20 protein-coding genes are annotated in these 17,680 nt (G+C 30.1%); all 20 read right to left on the reverse strand.

The features are described 5' to 3' along the window. Nucleotides 1–25: 25 nt before the first annotated feature. Nucleotides 26–1,084, reverse strand: coding sequence for a bifunctional transcriptional activator/DNA repair enzyme AdaA (locus ACWNT5_RS20300; RefSeq protein WP_456518419.1), 1,059 nt, complete (start codon nt 1,082–1,084; stop codon nt 26–28). Continuing rightward, a complete protein-coding gene (locus tag ACWNT5_RS20305) occupies nt 1,084–1,839 on the reverse strand; it encodes an isocitrate lyase/PEP mutase family protein (protein ID WP_456518420.1) in 756 nt (251 codons plus the stop codon). Before ACWNT5_RS20305 ends, ACWNT5_RS20300 begins: the two co-directional genes overlap by 1 nt. A 154-nt stretch (nt 1,840–1,993) precedes the next feature. Next, nucleotides 1,994–2,884, reverse strand: a complete 891-nt coding sequence (locus ACWNT5_RS20310) for a sugar phosphate isomerase/epimerase family protein (protein WP_456518421.1) — start codon at nt 2,882–2,884, stop codon at nt 1,994–1,996. Between the two features lie 167 nt (nt 2,885–3,051). Further along, complete coding sequence (locus tag ACWNT5_RS20315; RefSeq protein ID WP_456518422.1) at nt 3,052–3,771, reverse strand: L,D-transpeptidase family protein; 720 nt, start codon at nt 3,769–3,771, stop codon at nt 3,052–3,054. Nucleotides 3,772–3,838: 67 nt separating this feature from the next. Next, nucleotides 3,839–4,396 (reverse strand): hypothetical protein, encoded by a 558-nt coding sequence (locus ACWNT5_RS20320; RefSeq protein WP_299609558.1) that lies wholly within the window; start codon nt 4,394–4,396, stop codon nt 3,839–3,841. A gap of 63 nt (nt 4,397–4,459) precedes the next feature. Continuing rightward, nucleotides 4,460–5,692, reverse strand: a complete 1,233-nt coding sequence (locus ACWNT5_RS20325; RefSeq protein WP_456518423.1) for a hypothetical protein — start codon at nt 5,690–5,692, stop codon at nt 4,460–4,462. 76 nt (nt 5,693–5,768) lie between these two features. Continuing rightward, on the reverse strand, nt 5,769–6,206 hold the full coding sequence (locus ACWNT5_RS20330; RefSeq protein ID WP_299609561.1) for a hypothetical protein: 438 nt from the start codon (nt 6,204–6,206) through the stop codon (nt 5,769–5,771). A gap of 150 nt (nt 6,207–6,356) precedes the next feature. Beyond that, entirely contained in the window at nt 6,357–6,734 is a 378-nt protein-coding gene (locus ACWNT5_RS20335; protein WP_299609562.1) for a DUF2750 domain-containing protein, read from the reverse strand. A gap of 45 nt (nt 6,735–6,779) precedes the next feature. Then, nucleotides 6,780–7,250, reverse strand: coding sequence for a hypothetical protein (locus ACWNT5_RS20340; protein WP_456518424.1), 471 nt, complete (start codon nt 7,248–7,250; stop codon nt 6,780–6,782). Nucleotides 7,251–7,322: 72 nt separating this feature from the next. Beyond that, complete coding sequence (locus tag ACWNT5_RS20345; protein ID WP_299609568.1) at nt 7,323–8,090, reverse strand: YwqG family protein; 768 nt, start codon at nt 8,088–8,090, stop codon at nt 7,323–7,325. Between the two features lie 142 nt (nt 8,091–8,232). Beyond that, nucleotides 8,233–9,063, reverse strand: a complete 831-nt coding sequence (locus ACWNT5_RS20350; protein ID WP_456518425.1) for an energy transducer TonB — start codon at nt 9,061–9,063, stop codon at nt 8,233–8,235. A 195-nt stretch (nt 9,064–9,258) separates the two neighbouring features. After that, nucleotides 9,259–10,770, reverse strand: coding sequence for a class A beta-lactamase-related serine hydrolase (locus ACWNT5_RS20355; protein ID WP_299609574.1), 1,512 nt, complete (start codon nt 10,768–10,770; stop codon nt 9,259–9,261). A gap of 106 nt (nt 10,771–10,876) precedes the next feature. Next, nucleotides 10,877–11,413, reverse strand: coding sequence for a helix-turn-helix domain-containing protein (locus tag ACWNT5_RS20360; RefSeq protein ID WP_299609578.1), 537 nt, complete (start codon nt 11,411–11,413; stop codon nt 10,877–10,879). Nucleotides 11,414–11,583: 170 nt separating this feature from the next. Then, nucleotides 11,584–12,711, reverse strand: coding sequence for a serine hydrolase domain-containing protein (locus tag ACWNT5_RS20365; protein WP_299609582.1), 1,128 nt, complete (start codon nt 12,709–12,711; stop codon nt 11,584–11,586). A 190-nt stretch (nt 12,712–12,901) separates the two neighbouring features. Then, complete coding sequence (locus ACWNT5_RS20370; protein WP_299609584.1) at nt 12,902–13,666, reverse strand: hypothetical protein; 765 nt, start codon at nt 13,664–13,666, stop codon at nt 12,902–12,904. Between the two features lie 99 nt (nt 13,667–13,765). Then, nucleotides 13,766–14,530 carry a hypothetical protein gene (locus tag ACWNT5_RS20375; protein WP_299609586.1) on the reverse strand — a complete coding sequence of 255 codons (765 nt, stop codon included), beginning with the start codon at nt 14,528–14,530 and terminating at the stop codon, nt 13,766–13,768. 78 nt (nt 14,531–14,608) lie between these two features. After that, entirely contained in the window at nt 14,609–15,316 is a 708-nt protein-coding gene (locus ACWNT5_RS20380; protein WP_456518426.1) for a DUF6090 family protein, read from the reverse strand. Between the two features lie 302 nt (nt 15,317–15,618). Then, nucleotides 15,619–16,317 (reverse strand): cyclase family protein, encoded by a 699-nt coding sequence (locus ACWNT5_RS20385; protein ID WP_299609592.1) that lies wholly within the window; start codon nt 16,315–16,317, stop codon nt 15,619–15,621. A gap of 138 nt (nt 16,318–16,455) precedes the next feature. Next, nucleotides 16,456–16,929 (reverse strand): GNAT family N-acetyltransferase, encoded by a 474-nt coding sequence (locus ACWNT5_RS20390; RefSeq protein ID WP_299609595.1) that lies wholly within the window; start codon nt 16,927–16,929, stop codon nt 16,456–16,458. A 92-nt stretch (nt 16,930–17,021) separates the two neighbouring features. Further along, nucleotides 17,022–17,531 carry a DUF4274 domain-containing protein gene (locus ACWNT5_RS20395; RefSeq protein WP_299609598.1) on the reverse strand — a complete coding sequence of 170 codons (510 nt, stop codon included), beginning with the start codon at nt 17,529–17,531 and terminating at the stop codon, nt 17,022–17,024. Between the last annotated feature and the right edge of the window lie 149 nt (nt 17,532–17,680).

Below are 17,680 nucleotides of genomic sequence, written 5' to 3' on the forward strand. Positions count from 1 at the left end.
ATTTAAAAATGTTTTTCATTTGTTGTTATCTACTGGCATTTTTATGTTCGTGTTCAATTAACCATTTTTTTCGTTCAATTCCTCCTCCGTAGCCAGTCATATTTCCATTTTTTCCGATTACTCTATGGCAAGGTACGATAATCGCAATACGATTATAACCATTCGCCGAGGCGACTGCTCTAATTGCTTTTGGATTATTGATTTTTTTAGCTTGTTTTTCATACGTTGTCGTTGTTCCATATGCGATTTGCTGCAAACATTTCCAAACTAAGTTTTGAAAATCAGTTCCTGGGGTTTCGAGTTTTACATCAAAAGTTTTTCTAGAACCATCAAAGTATTCTTTAATCTCTTTTTTGACTTGCTTGATATGTTCATTTTCCCCAGAGATGATATTTGCTTTTAATAACTTTTGTAAGTCTTTAAATTCTGTTTCCAGCATTCTTCTGTCAACAAACTCTAGTAAACAAATTCCATTATTAGTTGCACAAACAAACATTGGCCCTAAAGGTGTTGTGAGACGGTTGATGAGTATTAGATTTTTTTCTGCACTATTTTTTGGTGATTTTCCTACTAATTTTTTAAAAGTATATCCAAAACCACTTAGTGATTCATAACCAGTATCGAAAGCGGTGGCTGTAGTTTTCTTTCCTTGTTTAAGTTCTTGAAAAGCATTATTAATTCTATACATTCTTTGATATGCATGAAAAGTCATACCATAATTTTTTTTAAACCACCTTCTAACCACTTCTGGGCTAATACCTTTTTGTCTTAACTGATAATCCGTTATTTTCTCTTTAGGGTTTTCTTTTACTAATATAATTGCACTTTCGACTTGTTCTGGTGCTTGATTTGCATTTTGTGTTGGCTTACAAACTTTACAAGGTCTGTAACCATTATTTAAAGCTTCTTTAAAATTAGTGTAAAACTCAACATTTTCCTTTTTTGGTTTTCGTGCTCTACAAGTAGCAATGCAAAAAACAGAGGTTGTTTTTACACCAACAAAAAAGATACCTACAAAGCTCTGATTCCTTTCTAGTAAAGCTTGGTAATATAATTCTATTTTTTTGTTGTCAGTTATAAGCATTAAAAAATGGGATTAAATGATTTTTCGTTTAATACTGTTGCTGTTATTTGCTCAAATAGGCGATACATTTTATCAAAAAGGAAATTACCATTACTTATTCGTTTTACACCTAATTTGGATAGTGTATCAAAGTTTGGGAGATTAGGCATGGACATCACATTAAGTGGTAAATTAGTTGAATCAACGATTGTTTTGATATCAACTTCTCTTTCTATACAAGGTATGAAAATTCCATCAGCGCCAGCATCTTCATATAGCTGAATTCTTTTTTTTGTTTCTTCAATGATGTTTTCCTGAAGTAGCATAAATGTATCTGTTCTCACATTTAGAAAAATATCAATCTTATCTTTTTCCAAAAGTTCTTTTATTTCGGCTAATGTGTTTGCAAATCTATCAGCTTCTAATAGAATTCTTTTTTGGGTAACTAAGCTATCTTCAATATTAATTCCAACCACTCCTAACGCAACTAATCTTTTAATTCGATCAACAATTTCTTTTGGTTTATCACCATATCCTGATTCTAAATCTACTGACAATGGAAGTTTTGTGTTTAGAGCTATTCTCTTCACCATATATTCCATTTCTGAAAATTCCATTTCCTCTCCATCTCTATATCCTAAAATTTGAGCAATGGCAGAACTAGAAGTACCAATGGCTTGGAAATTCAATTTTTCGGCAGTTTTGGTACTGGTAACATCCCATACATTTCCAATAAGTAATGGTTTTTCTTGATTGTGTAAGTCTTTAAATTTCATTTGTTTGTTATTTTAAACAAAGGACTCAAGATGAAATTTATTCAGCAACCGAAAATTTGACGATTATTTTTTTTACTAATAAGGTAAGAACAATCATTTTGTCATGGAATCATCTAAAGCCTTATTTACTACAATAACCAAATAATACTTCTTCCTACAATTTGGCTTTTAAGTTTTTATTAAAATAATTAGCGCTATCGATGGCGCTTTGCATAGAGTTTACGGTAAAATTTCCACCTTGTTCTATATAAAAAAAATCTAGTCCTGACTGTTTAGGATCTGGTAATTCCTCTTTGTAATTGATAGAGCCATTTCCTAATTCTGTATAATCCCGAGTTTGTTTGTCCATATCTTTTATATGCCACATAACGATTCTTCCCGGTTGACTAGCAACAATTTCTTTTGGCGTTTTATCAGATGAATGCATAACCCAATACATATCTAATTGAAGTTTTACAAGTGCAGGATCCGTTTCATTTAATATAATTTGATATCCGCTAGTTCCATTATGTTTTTCAAATTCGAAACCATGATTATGATACGCAAAACCTAATCCTGATTTAGATACTTGTTCGCCAATTTTGTTTAATTTGGATGACAGTAGTTTAAAATTTTCTATTGTTCTCTGTTTCGGATCTAACCAAGGCCATGTAATATATTTACTTTTTAGTTCTTTGGCTGCTACTATACATTTGTCAACATATTTTTCTAGGACTACATCTGATTTGTTTAAGTAATCTGAAAAACCATAATGTCCGCTGGAAACGGTTAACCCTAAATCATTTAATATTGTGTAAAACTCTTTAGGACTAAATCCATAAATTTTGTTTTTAGTTGCATCATATCCATAAATTTCAAAATCTTGATACCCTGCTAATTTTAATTTCTTTAGTGTATCTAAGGGATCTGTTTTCATTCTATCCCTTATGGAGAATAACTGATATCCCAATTTATAATTAGTAGTATTGTGGAAATTCATAGAAGGATAGGCAAGTATGGATGCACTACTAATCGCTCCTGTCTTTATAAACTTTCTTCGATTCATAATGTGTATTTCCTTTATCGTGAGATTCTGGTTAAAAAGGATTTAGGTTATTATAGATACTAATTTAATAAAAGGGTAGGAGAGTGAGGGATATTTAGAGAAATTTCCGATCTATGATAACTAGCTGAAAGAGTAGTTGTAGTTTCTTTGTTTACTACCTATGAACCTTACCTGTTGTTAGGTAGTGTTTTTAATTCGTTATGTATCATTTCGTATAGTTCATTTTCCCAATTAATTTCTTCAATTTTTGGGTATTCTGAGTTTATTCTAAAATCTCTAGGACTAATAATTACTTTAATATCGTTGTTTATCGCTTTTTGTGTCAATAAGAATACTTCTTCTATGGCTTGATCTCCAATTGGAATGCATCCGATTGTTGCAGATTTTCCATGTATGAATATATCTCCACCCATTTCCGAAATATTTGTAAATTCAGTTTTTGATTTGTCGAATTCGTTTGGATAACTCACTTTTACGGATAAATAATATGCGCTGTTAGGGTTTAAATATTCTACTTTATAGATACCTTCAGGAATTTGTTTGTCACCTTCTTTTAACTTAGGACCTAATTGACCACTAAATGCTGTGAAAGGATATTCTTTAATTAGTTTAATTCCACTGTAATCTTTCGAATAAACCTGTAGTGTTCTTTCCTCTTTAAAAGCAACAAGAATAATCTCTTGTGGATAGTCCATTTTATAACCTGCTATCTCTAAATTTTTTTCGAGTCGATTCCAAACGTCTTTTTCAATGCGCTCTATTCTTGACTTAACAGTTTCTTTTCCTTTTACTTTGTTAAGTAAGGGGATATAGATCGACCTCCCGAATTTCAGGAATACTATTATGATGACTATTAATCCTACTATTAAGACTAGTTTTCTTATCATTATTTTAATTGTTAGCTTAACTTTGTTACTATACTATCATGATCAGATATGTTGCGGAAAATGTATTCTATTTCCATAATTCTTCATTTTCGTCTAACCACTTTTCGGCAAACTTAGTTGGGCGAATAATTGCTAAGAAGTCGGAGAAGGACTTACTTATAATTTGCCCATTCTTAATTAATTCAGAAGTACTTTCTCCACAATCGTGATATATGTAAATTACGCTTGGATTTTTTTCTTTAGTATTGATGTAAAAACCATCACCATCATTATTTTCGTTAGGAGCAATACAGATATATCCAGCTTTAATTAATTCGCAACCAGGAAATTCCTTATTAGCCATGAATTCAATATCATTTAGGCTGTTCAATGATGTAATCATAAAAGGAAGCTCGTTTTGTTTTTTATCTTTTAATGATTCCCAACCGTAGTTAAATGGAATTCCAATTTTCAAACCTTTCATTGGATATTCAGTTAGAATTTGATTGTACCAATTTGGAATCTTATTCTGTATTTTTCTTTTAATTTTTTGAAAAATACTTTGTTTCGTTTTAGATCCAGTTTTAATTAGTTCAGGATATTTTTTGAATAGTTGCTCAATATTTTCTATGATTTTTCCTTCCAAACTCAATTACTTCTAAATTTCACATAATGGTTATTTGAAAATAGATTTTAATCTAGTGTCAATCTATATTTTTATTATTGGGTTTCTTTCATTATTTGCATACTTACAGGGCCACGAACTTTTTTCAAGGTTTCCAAGAGTGGTTTTCAGAACGTATAAATTTTCATTTACTGAAAATACTAAAATTCCTTTTTTATATAATAACATTCGATCAGAAGTCCAATCTCGTTCAGTGGGTTCAACAGAAAATAGCTTGTGCAAAATTCCTCTGTGATCCATAATCATTAGTTCGTTATTTCTCCAAAATATAGTGTTTCCTAAATCATCAATCACGGGATTAATAATATAATAACCTGGAATCCTTTTTCCCTTTTTTACTTTACCTCCTTTTTTTAATTCTACAAAATGTAGTTTAGAGGAGGTATTGTTGTCCATTTCAATAGCGAAGATTTCATCATTAGAATTCACTACCACGGCGCCCACAGATTCCCATTTTTCAATTATCTTACCATCTTTACTGTATAAATTTGTGTCAAAAGCTCCATATCCTTGATGACCGATTAAGAATTCGCCATTTTTTAGCCCACAAACTGATTCAAATGGTGCTGGTTTTGTTTGCCATTGTATACTACCGGTATTGATATTTAAACAAAAAGATATACCAATTGCGCTACCAGGAAACTCAAAATAATTAACTAGGACATTTTTACCTGAAATAACTATTTCGTTATTAGTTAAACAATTCCAGGATTTAGGATTCCAAGGAGGTGCCTCTCTTGCTTCCCAATTATCTTTTGCACTCATTTGAACTAACCCTTTGTAAGATATGTCTTTTGATGGAATCGGAGATTCCCAAATTACCTCTCCATCCAATGTAGTTCGTTGGACTTTAGCATTTGGTTTACCTTTTCCTTGAAGAGTAATGAGAAACCCATCATTAATTAGTGCGAAGCTTCCAATTTCTTGATGCGCATTTATTTTGAACATTATTGATTTTTGAATCTTTCCATCCTGAGATACCTGTCGTATTTCGTTGGCATAACTAATATAAGCATCTCCGTTATCCGAGATTCTCAATTCATTAGGTTTAAAGTCAGATGTTTCATGTTCCCATATAATTCCTTTGTCGAGAGAAATCCCAACTAACCTGTAATGATTCCATGACGCATCCATTTTGTTAGGGTGTAGAATGGCAAAAAGGGTTCCTGAGGTATTCATCCCGTATTTTGAAACTAAACCAGAAAGTCTAATTTTATTTTTATCTAAAATTTGGTATTTGTTTTTATCGTGAATCAAGTGTTATGCTTTTTAATGGATTTAGGATTGTAGACGCATATTGTTGTATCGGAGTGATAAAGAAAAATATATTTTGTTATGGTTTTTTATTTAATTCAAAAACTACTGGGATGATTCCATACATGGATGAGAAAGACTCTCCAGTAGGATCATTTACAAATTTCTGAACTTTTCCAATAGGGAATACAAGATTGTTGTCAGATAATTTAATCCCCCATATTCCAGGCTCGTGTTCAATCCATTCACCTCCATAGGATTTAATTATACATTCTCCAAGATATGATCCGACTTTAAGAATATATTCTGTCTGTTCACGTTCTGATTTACTTTCAAGAAATTTTTCGACTTGCTGAAGTCCAATTTCGCTACAAATAGGTTCTATTTTTTCCATTTGAAGTTCAATATTAAGTGCTCCAGCTAACTTTTCTATATCTGAGACATCATTTATTTTATGTAATTGAGAACTACAGGATGCTAAGAGACAACATGCTAATATTTGTATTTTGATCTTCATGGCTTTCAAATTGGTTATAACGTTTAATACTTTGTATCTTGATAGGAAGATATGTTACCTTATTTCATAGAATTATTTAGTCTGGGTTATGATTGGGTTGTATAATATAAAGTGTAATTCTGTAAAGAAATGAGCTAATAATTAATGGTTTTATTCATATTGCTCACATTCTTTTAGTAGATCATTCTTAAATTCGGATGCGCTTACAATTTTAACTTCGTTTTGTTGATTTGGGAAAACGGCTAAATTCAATTTGTTAGATTTATCTTTTTCTAACCAATGAATGAATTTATTTAAACTTTTCTTCTTTACACTTTTAGATTCTTCCGACTTTATATGCTGTTCAGCAAAGTCTTTTTCAGGAAAAACCAATATACATTCAGCACCGTTTATATTAAATGTACCTATTTGCCAAAACCTTCCATAAATTAGATATATAGTTTCAAAGTCGGCAACTTTACGAACTAGATATTCATAACGTTCGTCATTACTTGATTGTATTATATTTTGATATTTTTTTTGATTCATCATCGACCTAATGAGAGCTAATATTTATCGTTCTACATTTTATTTTTAATTGATTTTCGATTTTATGTCGGATTTTTCTTTTAAAAGTTCGAGGAATTGAGCAAGAGGTAGTTTTTTATCCAAAGTCTTTGAAAATATCATTTTAAATAATCCTAGATATCCTATTTTTTGACCAAAACCTAACTGTGTAAAATGATATTTATTAAAAATGTTATCTGAATCGGTTATAAAAAGATAAAAAGTATCCTTATTGAAATCAAATACTTTTAGATCTTTTATTTGATTATAATTAAAAGCTTTACCATTAAAATAAACAAGTTCTGAAGTAAACTCCACTTTTTTAAGGCAAATACATAAAATAGAAAACAATATTGCCAAAGTCCATATAGCATAAATCAAGAATCCAGAGTTAGCATTTGCAAGTTTGGTAATAATGAATAACCCCAAAATAGTAAACCAAGACAAAAAGTATTTTTTAAATAAAATTCCAGTAGATATTTCTTTTCGTTTTTCCATTTTTGATACCATTTTTAGATTGTTTGTGTTTTATAATGGTACTATTTTTTATAAATCAATAAATATAATTTTTTAACAGCAATCCCAATAAAAATAAGCTTTGGAAAAGTCTTTTTCAAGTAAACTTTCTTTATCAATAAAAATATGTCCAATACCACTATCTCCAAACATTATGTGGTCGTCAACATCTATTTGTAAAACTTGTATGTCATCGCTTTGCCCGTCATTGCAATCTCTAGGGTCGGATTGTGTGAATTCTGCATATCCACCAATTTTATGTCCCATTGCATCAAAATATTCTCCAAATTGTTTCTCCTTTTCTTCAGTGAGGTTTTCTGTAAAATCCCAGTAATCCATATCGTCAAAAAGATAATCAAACTGAGAATCTTCTGACGCTCCTTTATCAATTCCTTTTTCGAATGATAGTCGATGAAGTTTAAAAACAGGCATTTCATCATAATCCTTTTCTTGAATAAATGAAAAGTCGCTCAAAGTTTCTTTAGTTAACTCTTCAAATGTATGGTATACAATAGCCGAGCCATCTAGATACCAATCTGAAGGTGACAAAAAAAGTTGAAGGATTCCATTTTTTGGAAACAAATCTAGTTCCGGTATTTGCTCAAAGTTTAGTTGAGCAATCATTATCATTGGTTTTCCATTTTGATCTTTGGGATATTCTTTATTAATTGGAAAGAATGGTATCCCGAGAAATTTGTTGTCTTTTAGATCCAAATTATCCTCCAGAGGCTTTTCTTTTTGTGGTTTAGCTATTATGCGAACAAATTCACGTTCGTATTTTTTTAAGTCAGATTCGAATTTCTTTAAAAAGTCGGGAATCATTAATTTATGGTTTTATTTTAAATACAGGTTCCCCTATAGGACATTGAGCATTTTAGAATTAGTTAACTGTAGTAAACTATAGACTAAAATTTTTGTAACAATTTTCTGTATAAGTATGCAATAAAAGTGGTTTTTATAGTTCTTAATGTTTAAATGTTAACGGTATTTTAAATCTGGTTTTTACATTTTTTCCATTCAAAGTAGCTGGTTCCCATTTTGGCATTTTCTCTAACTTTTTGATTGCTTTTTTTTCAAAGTTTAAACTTTTATTATTTAATGGTTCAAAATCAGTCAACTTTCCATTCTCATTGACTACAAATTCTACCGTTATTCTTTTATCAATTCCTAATAGTTTGGCAAATCCTGGATATTTTATGTTTTTTGCCAAATCTTTATAAAAAGATTTAAGTCCATTTTTGGGATATGCTTTTGTATCAGTCTTATAATAAATGGTATCACTTTTCAATTCCCGAACAACATAACCCTCTATCTCAACAGAATCTTTAAAAATTCTGACAAGTTTTTCATTCTTTTTGTCTGAATTGCATTGATATTTTCCGGAACCATTAATCAAATATGTTTTGTCTTTATTCCATATTTGAATAAATTTTGTTTTGTTTTCAATGAATAATTGCTCGGAAGTTTGTTTGCCTTCTTTATTAAAGTATTGCACTATTCCTTTTCTGTTTTTTGTTTTTAATTTAGGGTTTTTATCATATTGATTGTTAGAGTTGTACCAGATAAATTCATCAAGGTTGTTTAAATCGGTGAATCCATAAAATTTACCAGTTCTAAAAAGTTTATTTTTATAATAATCTTTAATTTCAACTAAACTATCTCTTAAAAAATATTCTCTTTTGTTCTTACTTTTAGAATCATCAGTTCTATGATGAAAACTTCTATCAAACATCGCAGATTCTTGCGAGTAAATGATAGAAGTTGTCAATAGAAAAATTATAGATATGTATTTCATTTTTATTTCAAAAAGCACTTAATAATATTTAATAAGTATCATATCAGCGTAAAATGTTACTCTAATTTTAGACAAAAATTATACTTTGGTTGCTAGCTAGTTATTTTGCTCATTACTTTACCATTTCTAGAATAGGCAGATGGCCTGTCTTATCGTTCAAGTTACTATGGCCATAATAGGTTATTGTATACAGAACTATTTCATATTTCTTCTCATAATTTCACTTCCATAATCTGGGAAATATTCATTTAATAGTTTTTGCCATAACACCATACCATTTTCGGAATTGGTAAATAGCACTAATCCTTTTTTCGATTTTAATGATATGATAGCAATTGTCTTGGTTCCATAATCTCCTCCTGTGTGCATTAAAACCGTTTCATTTTTATCCAAATTTGGTAGTATCTGCATACCTAATCCCCAGAAGATTCCATCTTTCTCTTTGGTTTGCGGCTTTATAAACTCTTTGTATAACTCTTTTGATAATCCAGCTCCATTAAGTACGTGAGCTAAAAATTTAGAATAATCTTCTGCCGTAGTTAATAAGTTTGCAGCAGCATTGACCTTAGTATATTTTTCGAAAGGGATCTGTTTACCATTTTCATCATGTTCAACCGCATATAAGTTATCGTCAAGATGCTTTGTCCAATAAAAAGAGGTGTTTCTCATTTTTAAAGGATCAAATAGGATCTCTTGTGCAATATTTTCCAAACGTCTTTGAAGTTTATTTTCAATAACTTTTCTTAGATATTCAAAACCCTCTCCAGAATATTCCCATTGAGTTCCAGGTTCTCTTTTAAAATGTAGTTTTTTTGTTTCGGTAAGGTATCTCCAATTCGGAAAGCCAGATTGATGAGATAATATATTTCTAATGGTTAACTTGTTTATATATGGATGGTGTTTTAAGTCCTTGTCCACATAGTATTGAGATAGCGGTTCGTCTAAATCTAATATTTTCTTATCAACTAGTTTTAATACTACGTTTGCAACGATTGGTTTGGTTAAAGAGGCTACTTTGTAAAAGGTGTTTATCCCAGTCTTTATAGTATCCTTTTGTACACCAAAGTTTCTAATTTGAGATACTTTACCTTGTTGTATTAGTCCAATAGAAATTGATGAGATTTTATGTTTTTTTAGTAAAGATTCTATTTTGAGATCATTGTCGAATAAAGGCATTGGATAGTTAGCATGAAATCCTTTTCCATAATCAGCTTCAGGTTCTTTATGGTCATAACTTAGCACTCTTGTAAGCTTCCATTGTCCTTGATCAAGACGCCAAACCGAAGTGAATTTCGCAATATTGGTGAGTAATAACTTCTTACGAGGTTCTTTTATGTAAAATAAATGTATCCCTTTTTGAATAGCTCCATAGGTTTCACCGTTATTCTTTAGTCTATAAACTTCGAGACTTTCTTCAACAACCTTTCGTATTGGTTTTCTGTCAGGATTTGAACAAATACTTTTTTTAAATCCTCTAAGAAATTCTTCTTTGTTTTGTACTCCATTTTCATCATGATAAAACTCAAAGTTTTGGGGTATGTATTGTTCTAAAATTTGAAAATTACAATTATTGAAGCCTTGTGTAAAAAATAAACTGTCAATCTTTTTTAATTCTTGGAATAGTTTTGATTCTTTAGAAACCTGACTATTAGTAGATAAAGATAACATGCTTAATAACGTAAATAGTATTCGTTTTAAATATTTCATTGTTGTTTTCTGTGTTTAAATGTGACTTTGGCGCAATAGTCCAAATTTTATACATATAGAAGCACGAAAACAATACGAAAAAAAGCCGACAGTTTTACGACATAAATTATATGATGCTGAAATTCAATTTAATACGAAGGGTTTTGTTTTTGGATAAAGCAAAGGCGTTTATTAAGATCATAAGTATGTTTACCAATACTGAAATGATCAAAACGGGTAATGTTATTCGAATTTCAGTTTCAAAAATCCTATGAAAAAATGGACTGAGAAAAAATACTATAGTGGAGATGATCGTCCATAAAATTTGAAGGGATACAATTTGTTTGGTCAATGTATTGAATTCCTTTTTCTTATAAATGATAATGATAGGGAGTAAAATATTTAAACAAGGAATGATTAAAACGGGTAAGGAAGATAGGTTAATCCATTTGACCCATTGCAGGTTAATATTTTCTTGTGATTTCTTATCAACCAATAAGTCTTTTTCAATATTTAAAGCATCTGCCAACACATTTAAGGTATGGCCTTTTAATGTTGCACCAGCTTCGATTCTTTGGATTGTTCTAATGGATACTCCAGATTTTTCGGCTAATTCCTGTTGCGTAAGATTTAGTTTTTCTCTGTATTCTTGGACTTTCGGCATATGTTTTTGTCAATGGATTTGGTGCTTCAGTATTGTAAACGATTTTGTATACAGCTCGTTGGTAAATTATCTTATGAAACATTAAGATGAATCACTAAAGTAGTAAATCTGCAACGAATTTTGTCTGGAAATTAAGTTATAATAAGCGATACAGGATATAATTTATTGTTTTATTCTTTTATCAATTCTTTAAGCATTTTTTGGGCTGTTTTATTTAGTAGCTTCGGTGTTTTAGGACCGCTCTGATTCGTTATAATCGAAATCCCCAGATTATATTTTGGATAAATGAATAACCAATTCTGAGTACCACTTGTTCCGCCGTGATGATTGTATGAAGTTCCATACTTATCTTTCCAAATTCTCCAGTAATACCCTATTTGCAATGGACTGCGTATTTCATAAAGTGCTTTATGAGATTCAGAAACTATGGGGTTGTTATCATCTAGTTGTAATTTGATATAGCGCATCATATCGGTGATTGTCATTTTAATTCCGCCTGCAGTTCCCCAAAGAGGATTCAAATTATTGGGAGCAAGTGTTTCACTGTCCATCCAATACCCACGAACAAGGTTTTTAGCTTGGAGAGAGTCTAATTTAATTGTTGTCGCAGACATGTTAAATGTATTGGAGAAATTATCTTTTAATAACTCGTCAATACTTTTATGATAGACTTTTTCCAATATGTATCCTATTAATTCTGCACCTGCGTTAGAATACAAATAATGGATACCTGGTTCTGTGGTTATGGATACAGTTGTTAAATCATGTTGAAACTTTTCTTTATCATATGATTTTTCTAATGCGAAATATTCATTGGGTACTTCTTTAGTGAGTTTTTCATACAATCCGTTCATCTTAGAAGGAAGGAAAGTGGGCAAGCCACTGGTATGCGTTATTAGGTGTTTTATTGTTATTGGTGCGCCCTTATATTCTAAGTTTGGATAGTTTCCATCTAGATAAACTCTAATATCATCTTCTAGTTTAATTTTTTTATTTAGAACAGCTTTAGAAAGGAGATAACCAGTGATGGTTTTTGAAATAGAACCGATTTCATAAATAGTGTTGTCGTTAGGAGGGTTGTTCTTGCCTTTCACTATTTCTCCAAAGTGTTCTGTATAAACTCGCCCGTCTTTATAGATCCCTATAGAGACAGAACTTATATTTTTATTTTTTACAAACTTCTCACCGTTTTTTTTGATAATTTTTGGAACAATATCATCTAAATTATTTTCCTGAGAAAACGATGTTTTGAATAAAACAATAAAGAAAAGAGATGCAAGGAGTAAAGAATATTTCATGATATTTTTTTGCTATTTAAAGCAATAATTAAGCCAGAATTTTAATAACTAACTCACATGTAAGATGTTTTTGCAATGTCCTATATATATTGGAAATTTTGCCGCTCAATGCTATTGAAATAAAGTGAAATATGATTAGGAAAAGAAAAGTTTTAATTATTTGTTTTACTATGTATTACATATAAAATTTTCAGTGCTGTACTTCTTTTATTGCCAATCCTTTTTTATCACTTAATTCTTTAATTTTTTTACCAAGTAATTCTTTATCCTTTTTTAGAGCGAAGAATCCAAAAACGTGACTACTCCATTTATACTCATCATTCATTCCTATCACGTAATGATCAATACTTTTAGACTTTCCTTTTTGCGTCAAAAATATATCGCTATGAGCTAGACTAACTATGTTTTCAATCTTGTAAGTTTTTGATCTCAAATTAAATAATTCATTAATTTCTATTTGATTACTATTAATTCGAACAAACCAGTTTAATCCAAGAATAAAAAATACCATACCTGTTATGGAAAATATTAATTCTAGAGGTCTCCATATTTTTTCACCATCAAATCCATGTTTCATATTGGTAAAATGTTTATAGAGGTAGTAATCATTTTTTAGATATAATTTATAAATGAAATCCATTGGAACTCTCAAAAATCCAAATCCTAAAATTAATCCAGGTAAAAACCAAAATAGCGATGAAGGTTTCATTATATATTCATAGTCATTCGAAAACAAAATGTCTACAAGGTTAGTTCCCAATATGAATACAAGGAAACTAATAAACCCAAGTGATAGGAAAATCCATAAAACTGCCATTTTCTCTAGACGATTAAATTTCTTTTTATTTTCTTCAATTTTTGAAAAATCTAAATTTTTTGGAGATCTATATGGAAATATCAGTTGAAATAGTATAAATGATAATGCTATACCAGATGTTATTATCAATTGATTCATGTTTAATTTATATGGTTGGTTTATATGTTGAATTATAACATTGCTAAGGTTTACTAAGAGGATAAAAGTATAAGAGTAGTTGTTTGTTGCTATAGCAAGTTACTTATGCATAAAATCGGATACTATCTTATTAAGTGATTCAATATCTGTTTTCTTATTTAAATACGCATCAATATTTTCATCTCCCATAGTCTGGATCTCATATTCTGGTAATTTTTCTTGGAACATTAGATATACAAAAGTGTCTATAATTCTTTCTTTTAATCCGTGAGGGAGGTTGTGTTTGCGAACTATTGAATATTCCATTCCCATATGGGTGATTTCGTGAATTATTGTATAAGCAGGATTTTTATACTTCATAAACTTGCCTTCTTTGTTCGTTAGCAAGGTGATTGTTCCTTGATCTGGGTCATAGCTTCCTCCAGTTCCATACAAAGTGAAAGCAACTTTGTAATTGTCAAACATTTTAAACTCCCAGTCCCAATTCCTTTTCGTATCACTTATTTGATGGATAAGATTGTTCATAAGGTCAATCTCATTGTTAACTTTTTGTATTGCCAGCTCATAATTCTTTTGATCAAAAACTTCGGTTTCGACAAGTGTATAAATTGCAGAAAAGTCCTCATTTCCGAAAGTTCCATTCTTGGATTTTACTATTAAAGAGTCAATCAAAGAATTTTTTGGTAGACGAATGTTATATCCTTGTTTTTCAAAAAAAGTGATGTCATTTATTGTTCTCCAAATTGAAGAAGCTTCTTGTTGTATAGTTGGCTGAACTATTTTAATTCTTGAAACTTGTTCTTGTGATTTACAGCTTAAGCTGAATATTAGAAAACAAAGAAGCAATACTTTTGGTAATTTCATTTCGTTTTGATTTAACCTTCCGGAAAAGCTTTGATTTAGCACATTTTTTCGTATTCTTATCAGTATTTTACATTTTTTTTAATAAACATTTTCAATAAAATGAATTTCTTCATTTATCTTGTTTATAAGTTTATCAGCTCTGTTTTTTTGATGATTATAACTATTTATTTGTTTTTCGATTAAGTGAGTTCTGTATAGAATAGAGTTTTCCAGAATTTTTACATAGCTGCTATCGGTGCTATTATTAGAATTAAATCTTAAGATAAGATGATTCATTGTTTCGTTGTTTTGAGCGATAATAGCTTTATCAATTGTTTCTTCAACATGTTTTGTTTGTCTGTAGTAAACTAAAATATCTTCAACTAGATAATTACTTCTCAATAATTCTATTTGCCCTGATGATATAAGATTGTCAATTACCGTTGTATTAGAGCTGAACTTATATCCAGCTGTTAAAAAATTAAAATCTTCGATGGGATTTTTTATCGATTCAATATATTTTGGTAGATTTTTTTGAACTCGATTTAATGTATCGATTAGAAGACGATCTTTATTTACTATCCCTTCATATAGTTTGATATCTGAACCTAAATTTGTAGTAAGTCGGGTTAGATAGAGTATCTCTTTTTCTTCATTTTGATACTTGATATTCAAATTGTTGATCTGTACGGCTATCAGTATTCCGATAACAACCAGTATGATTTCACCAATAGCGTATTTCATATACTTTCCGATTTTTTTTTCGGTAATCAAGTTTTGTCTAATTTTTCTAAATAATTTTATCATTGTTTGCTACTTGGTTATAATTAGGCATAACATCTTGGTATAAGAAATATAAGGGTAGGAGATAGACAATACATTTGGAGCTGGTATTAAGTCAAATATAAATATTTTAAGGTTATCATTTTCTAATAAACTCTCTACAGAAAAGGACTAAACACTTTAAAACTATAAAATAAAAAAAGAGTTATACATTTTATATTTGAGGAATTACCAAATAAGTAGAAGCTTTTTAATTAAGAATTAAACTGTATTTTTTTAATTTCATTTTCTCTAATGAATTATAATTCCTTCTAGAACCGTTTTTATTACTCATTTTCGAATATTGCAACCGCTCGTACTGGAGATCCAGTTCCTCCTCTAATTTTTAATGGTAACCCGATAAATCTAAACCTGCCTTTTCCGATTAACAAATGAAGATTTATCATATTCTCATAATGCGTAAAATTTAATTCACCGCAGATATGATGAACTTCTTTATTTGATATACCAGGAACACCTGGCGACATCGTTTCAACACCAAAAGCGGATATTTTCTTTTCTCCTAGGAATCTTGCAGAATCAGCGGTAATTCCAGGACCATTACCCCAATTTTCTCCATTAAAGTTTTTTCTATAATGATCCGTATAGAACAATACAGTATCTCCCTTTTTTATTTTTAAATTAGCCTTGTTACAAGCTATTTCTATTTCATCAGGTCTTATTAATTCTTTTAATCCTTTATGAGAAAAATCTAAGCAAATCCCTTCAGTATAGAACATCGATAAAGGCATTTTATCAATCGACTTTCCTTTATGTTGAATTTCCATATGATTAATAGCATCAACATGAGTTCCTGTATGTTCTCCTAATTCTAATTTATGTACTGCTGGTGTTTTAGTCTCTGGATTTTTTATACCATTCCATTCTTCGTGAGAATTATGGATTGTCATTTTAACCTGTGGAAGGTCTTTATAAATAGGCATTCCTGGATAAATTTCCTGACTTAAATCAATAATATTTGCCATGCTATTTTCTGATTTTTTGATTGTTGTCAACGTTTTGCATAAAAAGAGTTACGGATTTTAGAGCAGGGATTTTCTATGAAAAACCAAACCTTATAAATACGCACTTATCTTTAGGTGATCCCAAATCAGGATAATTTTTTATACCATGTCGGTTTTAGTTTTATCTTTTTCTTTATATACTTTAGGGTTGTGTTTCTCCATATAAAATTCGGGGTTAGGTATTTCGGTAAACCCAAACTTTTTATAAAGCCATTCGGCTGTGTTGGTTAATAATATCCAGCGTCTTAATCCTTGAAGGTTAGGGTGATCCATTATTTCACTCATTAGCCATTTACTCAACCCTTTTCCTCTGTATTCATCTAAAATATAAACATCTCCTAAATATGCAATAGTGGAATAGTCTGAAATTATTCTTGCAAAGCCAATTTGCTTATCTTCATGATAAAGCCCAAAATTCAAGGAGTTTTCAATGGATGTTTTCAGTGTTTCTATTGGAATTCCGTTAGCCCAATCGGTTTCGTTTGCAAGGAATTTGTGAATGCTAAAAATATCTAATTTATCCTTATCAGTTGAAATGGTATACGTATTTCTATGAGTTTCTCTAATTTTCAATTTAGTTTTCTTAATTAAAGTTAACGTTTGGTATATGTATGATAATAGAGTAGAGTGTTATTTTACCTTTTATTTTTCTGTAATGTTTATATTCAATGATATTTTTCATAAAGTTCTTCAAGTAAAGTATCTAATTCGGGTGGACAACCTTCTGTAAAATTAGACGGATGCTCAACTATTTTTCCATGAACCTTTTTGAACATAATTTCTGGAATCGGCTTAACTAATTTAATTTCAGCATATTCATCTGCCCAAAAACTTGGTTCAAATTCAAAAATACTTGAATTATAAAAATCATTAAGGTAGTTCTTTTCTACTTTTTCAACAAAATCAAAGTCGTTAATGGAATAGGGTTGTTTTTTCAATACTTCATTTCTGTCCATGAATTGTTTAAAATATCTCGGAGCAGACTTCCAGTAAATCATCAAAATCGTTGATTTATCGGTGAGGGGATTGTCTACCAGCCAATTTAGAAAACTATTCGAGGAATCCCAATTCCATTCCATTACCATTTGATAAAGAACTTTTTGTGATTGTTTGGCTGCAAATTCCAAAATAATTTCACTTTCTAAAGCATCATATTCCTCTTGACTTATTTTCATATGGTTTTCTTGATTGAGGTAATGTTTAATATGTTGTAGTAACGCAAAAATTACTTTTGCTCAGTTTTGCTGAGCATTGACGGCTAATTGTAACTTTCTTCAAGCATTGTACCTTACCAAAAATACACTAATCTTTCGATTGATCACCT

It is taken from the genome of Aquimarina sp. 433 (assembly GCF_054054605.1).

What these genes read in the sequence shown, in the direction of transcription:
- ACWNT5_RS20300 (WP_456518419.1), bottom strand. Translation starts at nt 1,084, where the DNA reads ATGCTTATAACTGACAACAAAAAAATAGAATTATATTACCAAGCTTTA.
- ACWNT5_RS20305 (WP_456518420.1), bottom strand. Translation starts at nt 1,839, where the DNA reads ATGAAATTTAAAGACTTACACAATCAAGAAAAACCATTACTTATTGGA.
- ACWNT5_RS20310 (WP_456518421.1), bottom strand. Translation starts at nt 2,884, where the DNA reads ATGAATCGAAGAAAGTTTATAAAGACAGGAGCGATTAGTAGTGCATCC.
- ACWNT5_RS20315 (WP_456518422.1), bottom strand. Translation starts at nt 3,771, where the DNA reads ATGATAAGAAAACTAGTCTTAATAGTAGGATTAATAGTCATCATAATA.
- ACWNT5_RS20330 (WP_299609561.1), bottom strand. Translation starts at nt 6,206, where the DNA reads ATGAAGATCAAAATACAAATATTAGCATGTTGTCTCTTAGCATCCTGT.
- ACWNT5_RS20335 (WP_299609562.1), bottom strand. Translation starts at nt 6,734, where the DNA reads ATGAATCAAAAAAAATATCAAAATATAATACAATCAAGTAATGACGAA.
- ACWNT5_RS20340 (WP_456518424.1), bottom strand. Translation starts at nt 7,250, where the DNA reads ATGGAAAAACGAAAAGAAATATCTACTGGAATTTTATTTAAAAAATAC.
- ACWNT5_RS20345 (WP_299609568.1), bottom strand. Translation starts at nt 8,090, where the DNA reads ATGATTCCCGACTTTTTAAAGAAATTCGAATCTGACTTAAAAAAATAC.
- ACWNT5_RS20350 (WP_456518425.1), bottom strand. Translation starts at nt 9,063, where the DNA reads ATGAAATACATATCTATAATTTTTCTATTGACAACTTCTATCATTTAC.
- ACWNT5_RS20355 (WP_299609574.1), bottom strand. Translation starts at nt 10,770, where the DNA reads ATGAAATATTTAAAACGAATACTATTTACGTTATTAAGCATGTTATCT.
- ACWNT5_RS20360 (WP_299609578.1), bottom strand. Translation starts at nt 11,413, where the DNA reads ATGCCGAAAGTCCAAGAATACAGAGAAAAACTAAATCTTACGCAACAG.
- ACWNT5_RS20365 (WP_299609582.1), bottom strand. Translation starts at nt 12,711, where the DNA reads ATGAAATATTCTTTACTCCTTGCATCTCTTTTCTTTATTGTTTTATTC.
- ACWNT5_RS20370 (WP_299609584.1), bottom strand. Translation starts at nt 13,666, where the DNA reads ATGAATCAATTGATAATAACATCTGGTATAGCATTATCATTTATACTA.
- ACWNT5_RS20375 (WP_299609586.1), bottom strand. Translation starts at nt 14,530, where the DNA reads ATGAAATTACCAAAAGTATTGCTTCTTTGTTTTCTAATATTCAGCTTA.
- ACWNT5_RS20380 (WP_456518426.1), bottom strand. Translation starts at nt 15,316, where the DNA reads ATGATAAAATTATTTAGAAAAATTAGACAAAACTTGATTACCGAAAAA.
- ACWNT5_RS20385 (WP_299609592.1), bottom strand. Translation starts at nt 16,317, where the DNA reads ATGGCAAATATTATTGATTTAAGTCAGGAAATTTATCCAGGAATGCCT.
- ACWNT5_RS20395 (WP_299609598.1), bottom strand. Translation starts at nt 17,531, where the DNA reads ATGAAAATAAGTCAAGAGGAATATGATGCTTTAGAAAGTGAAATTATT.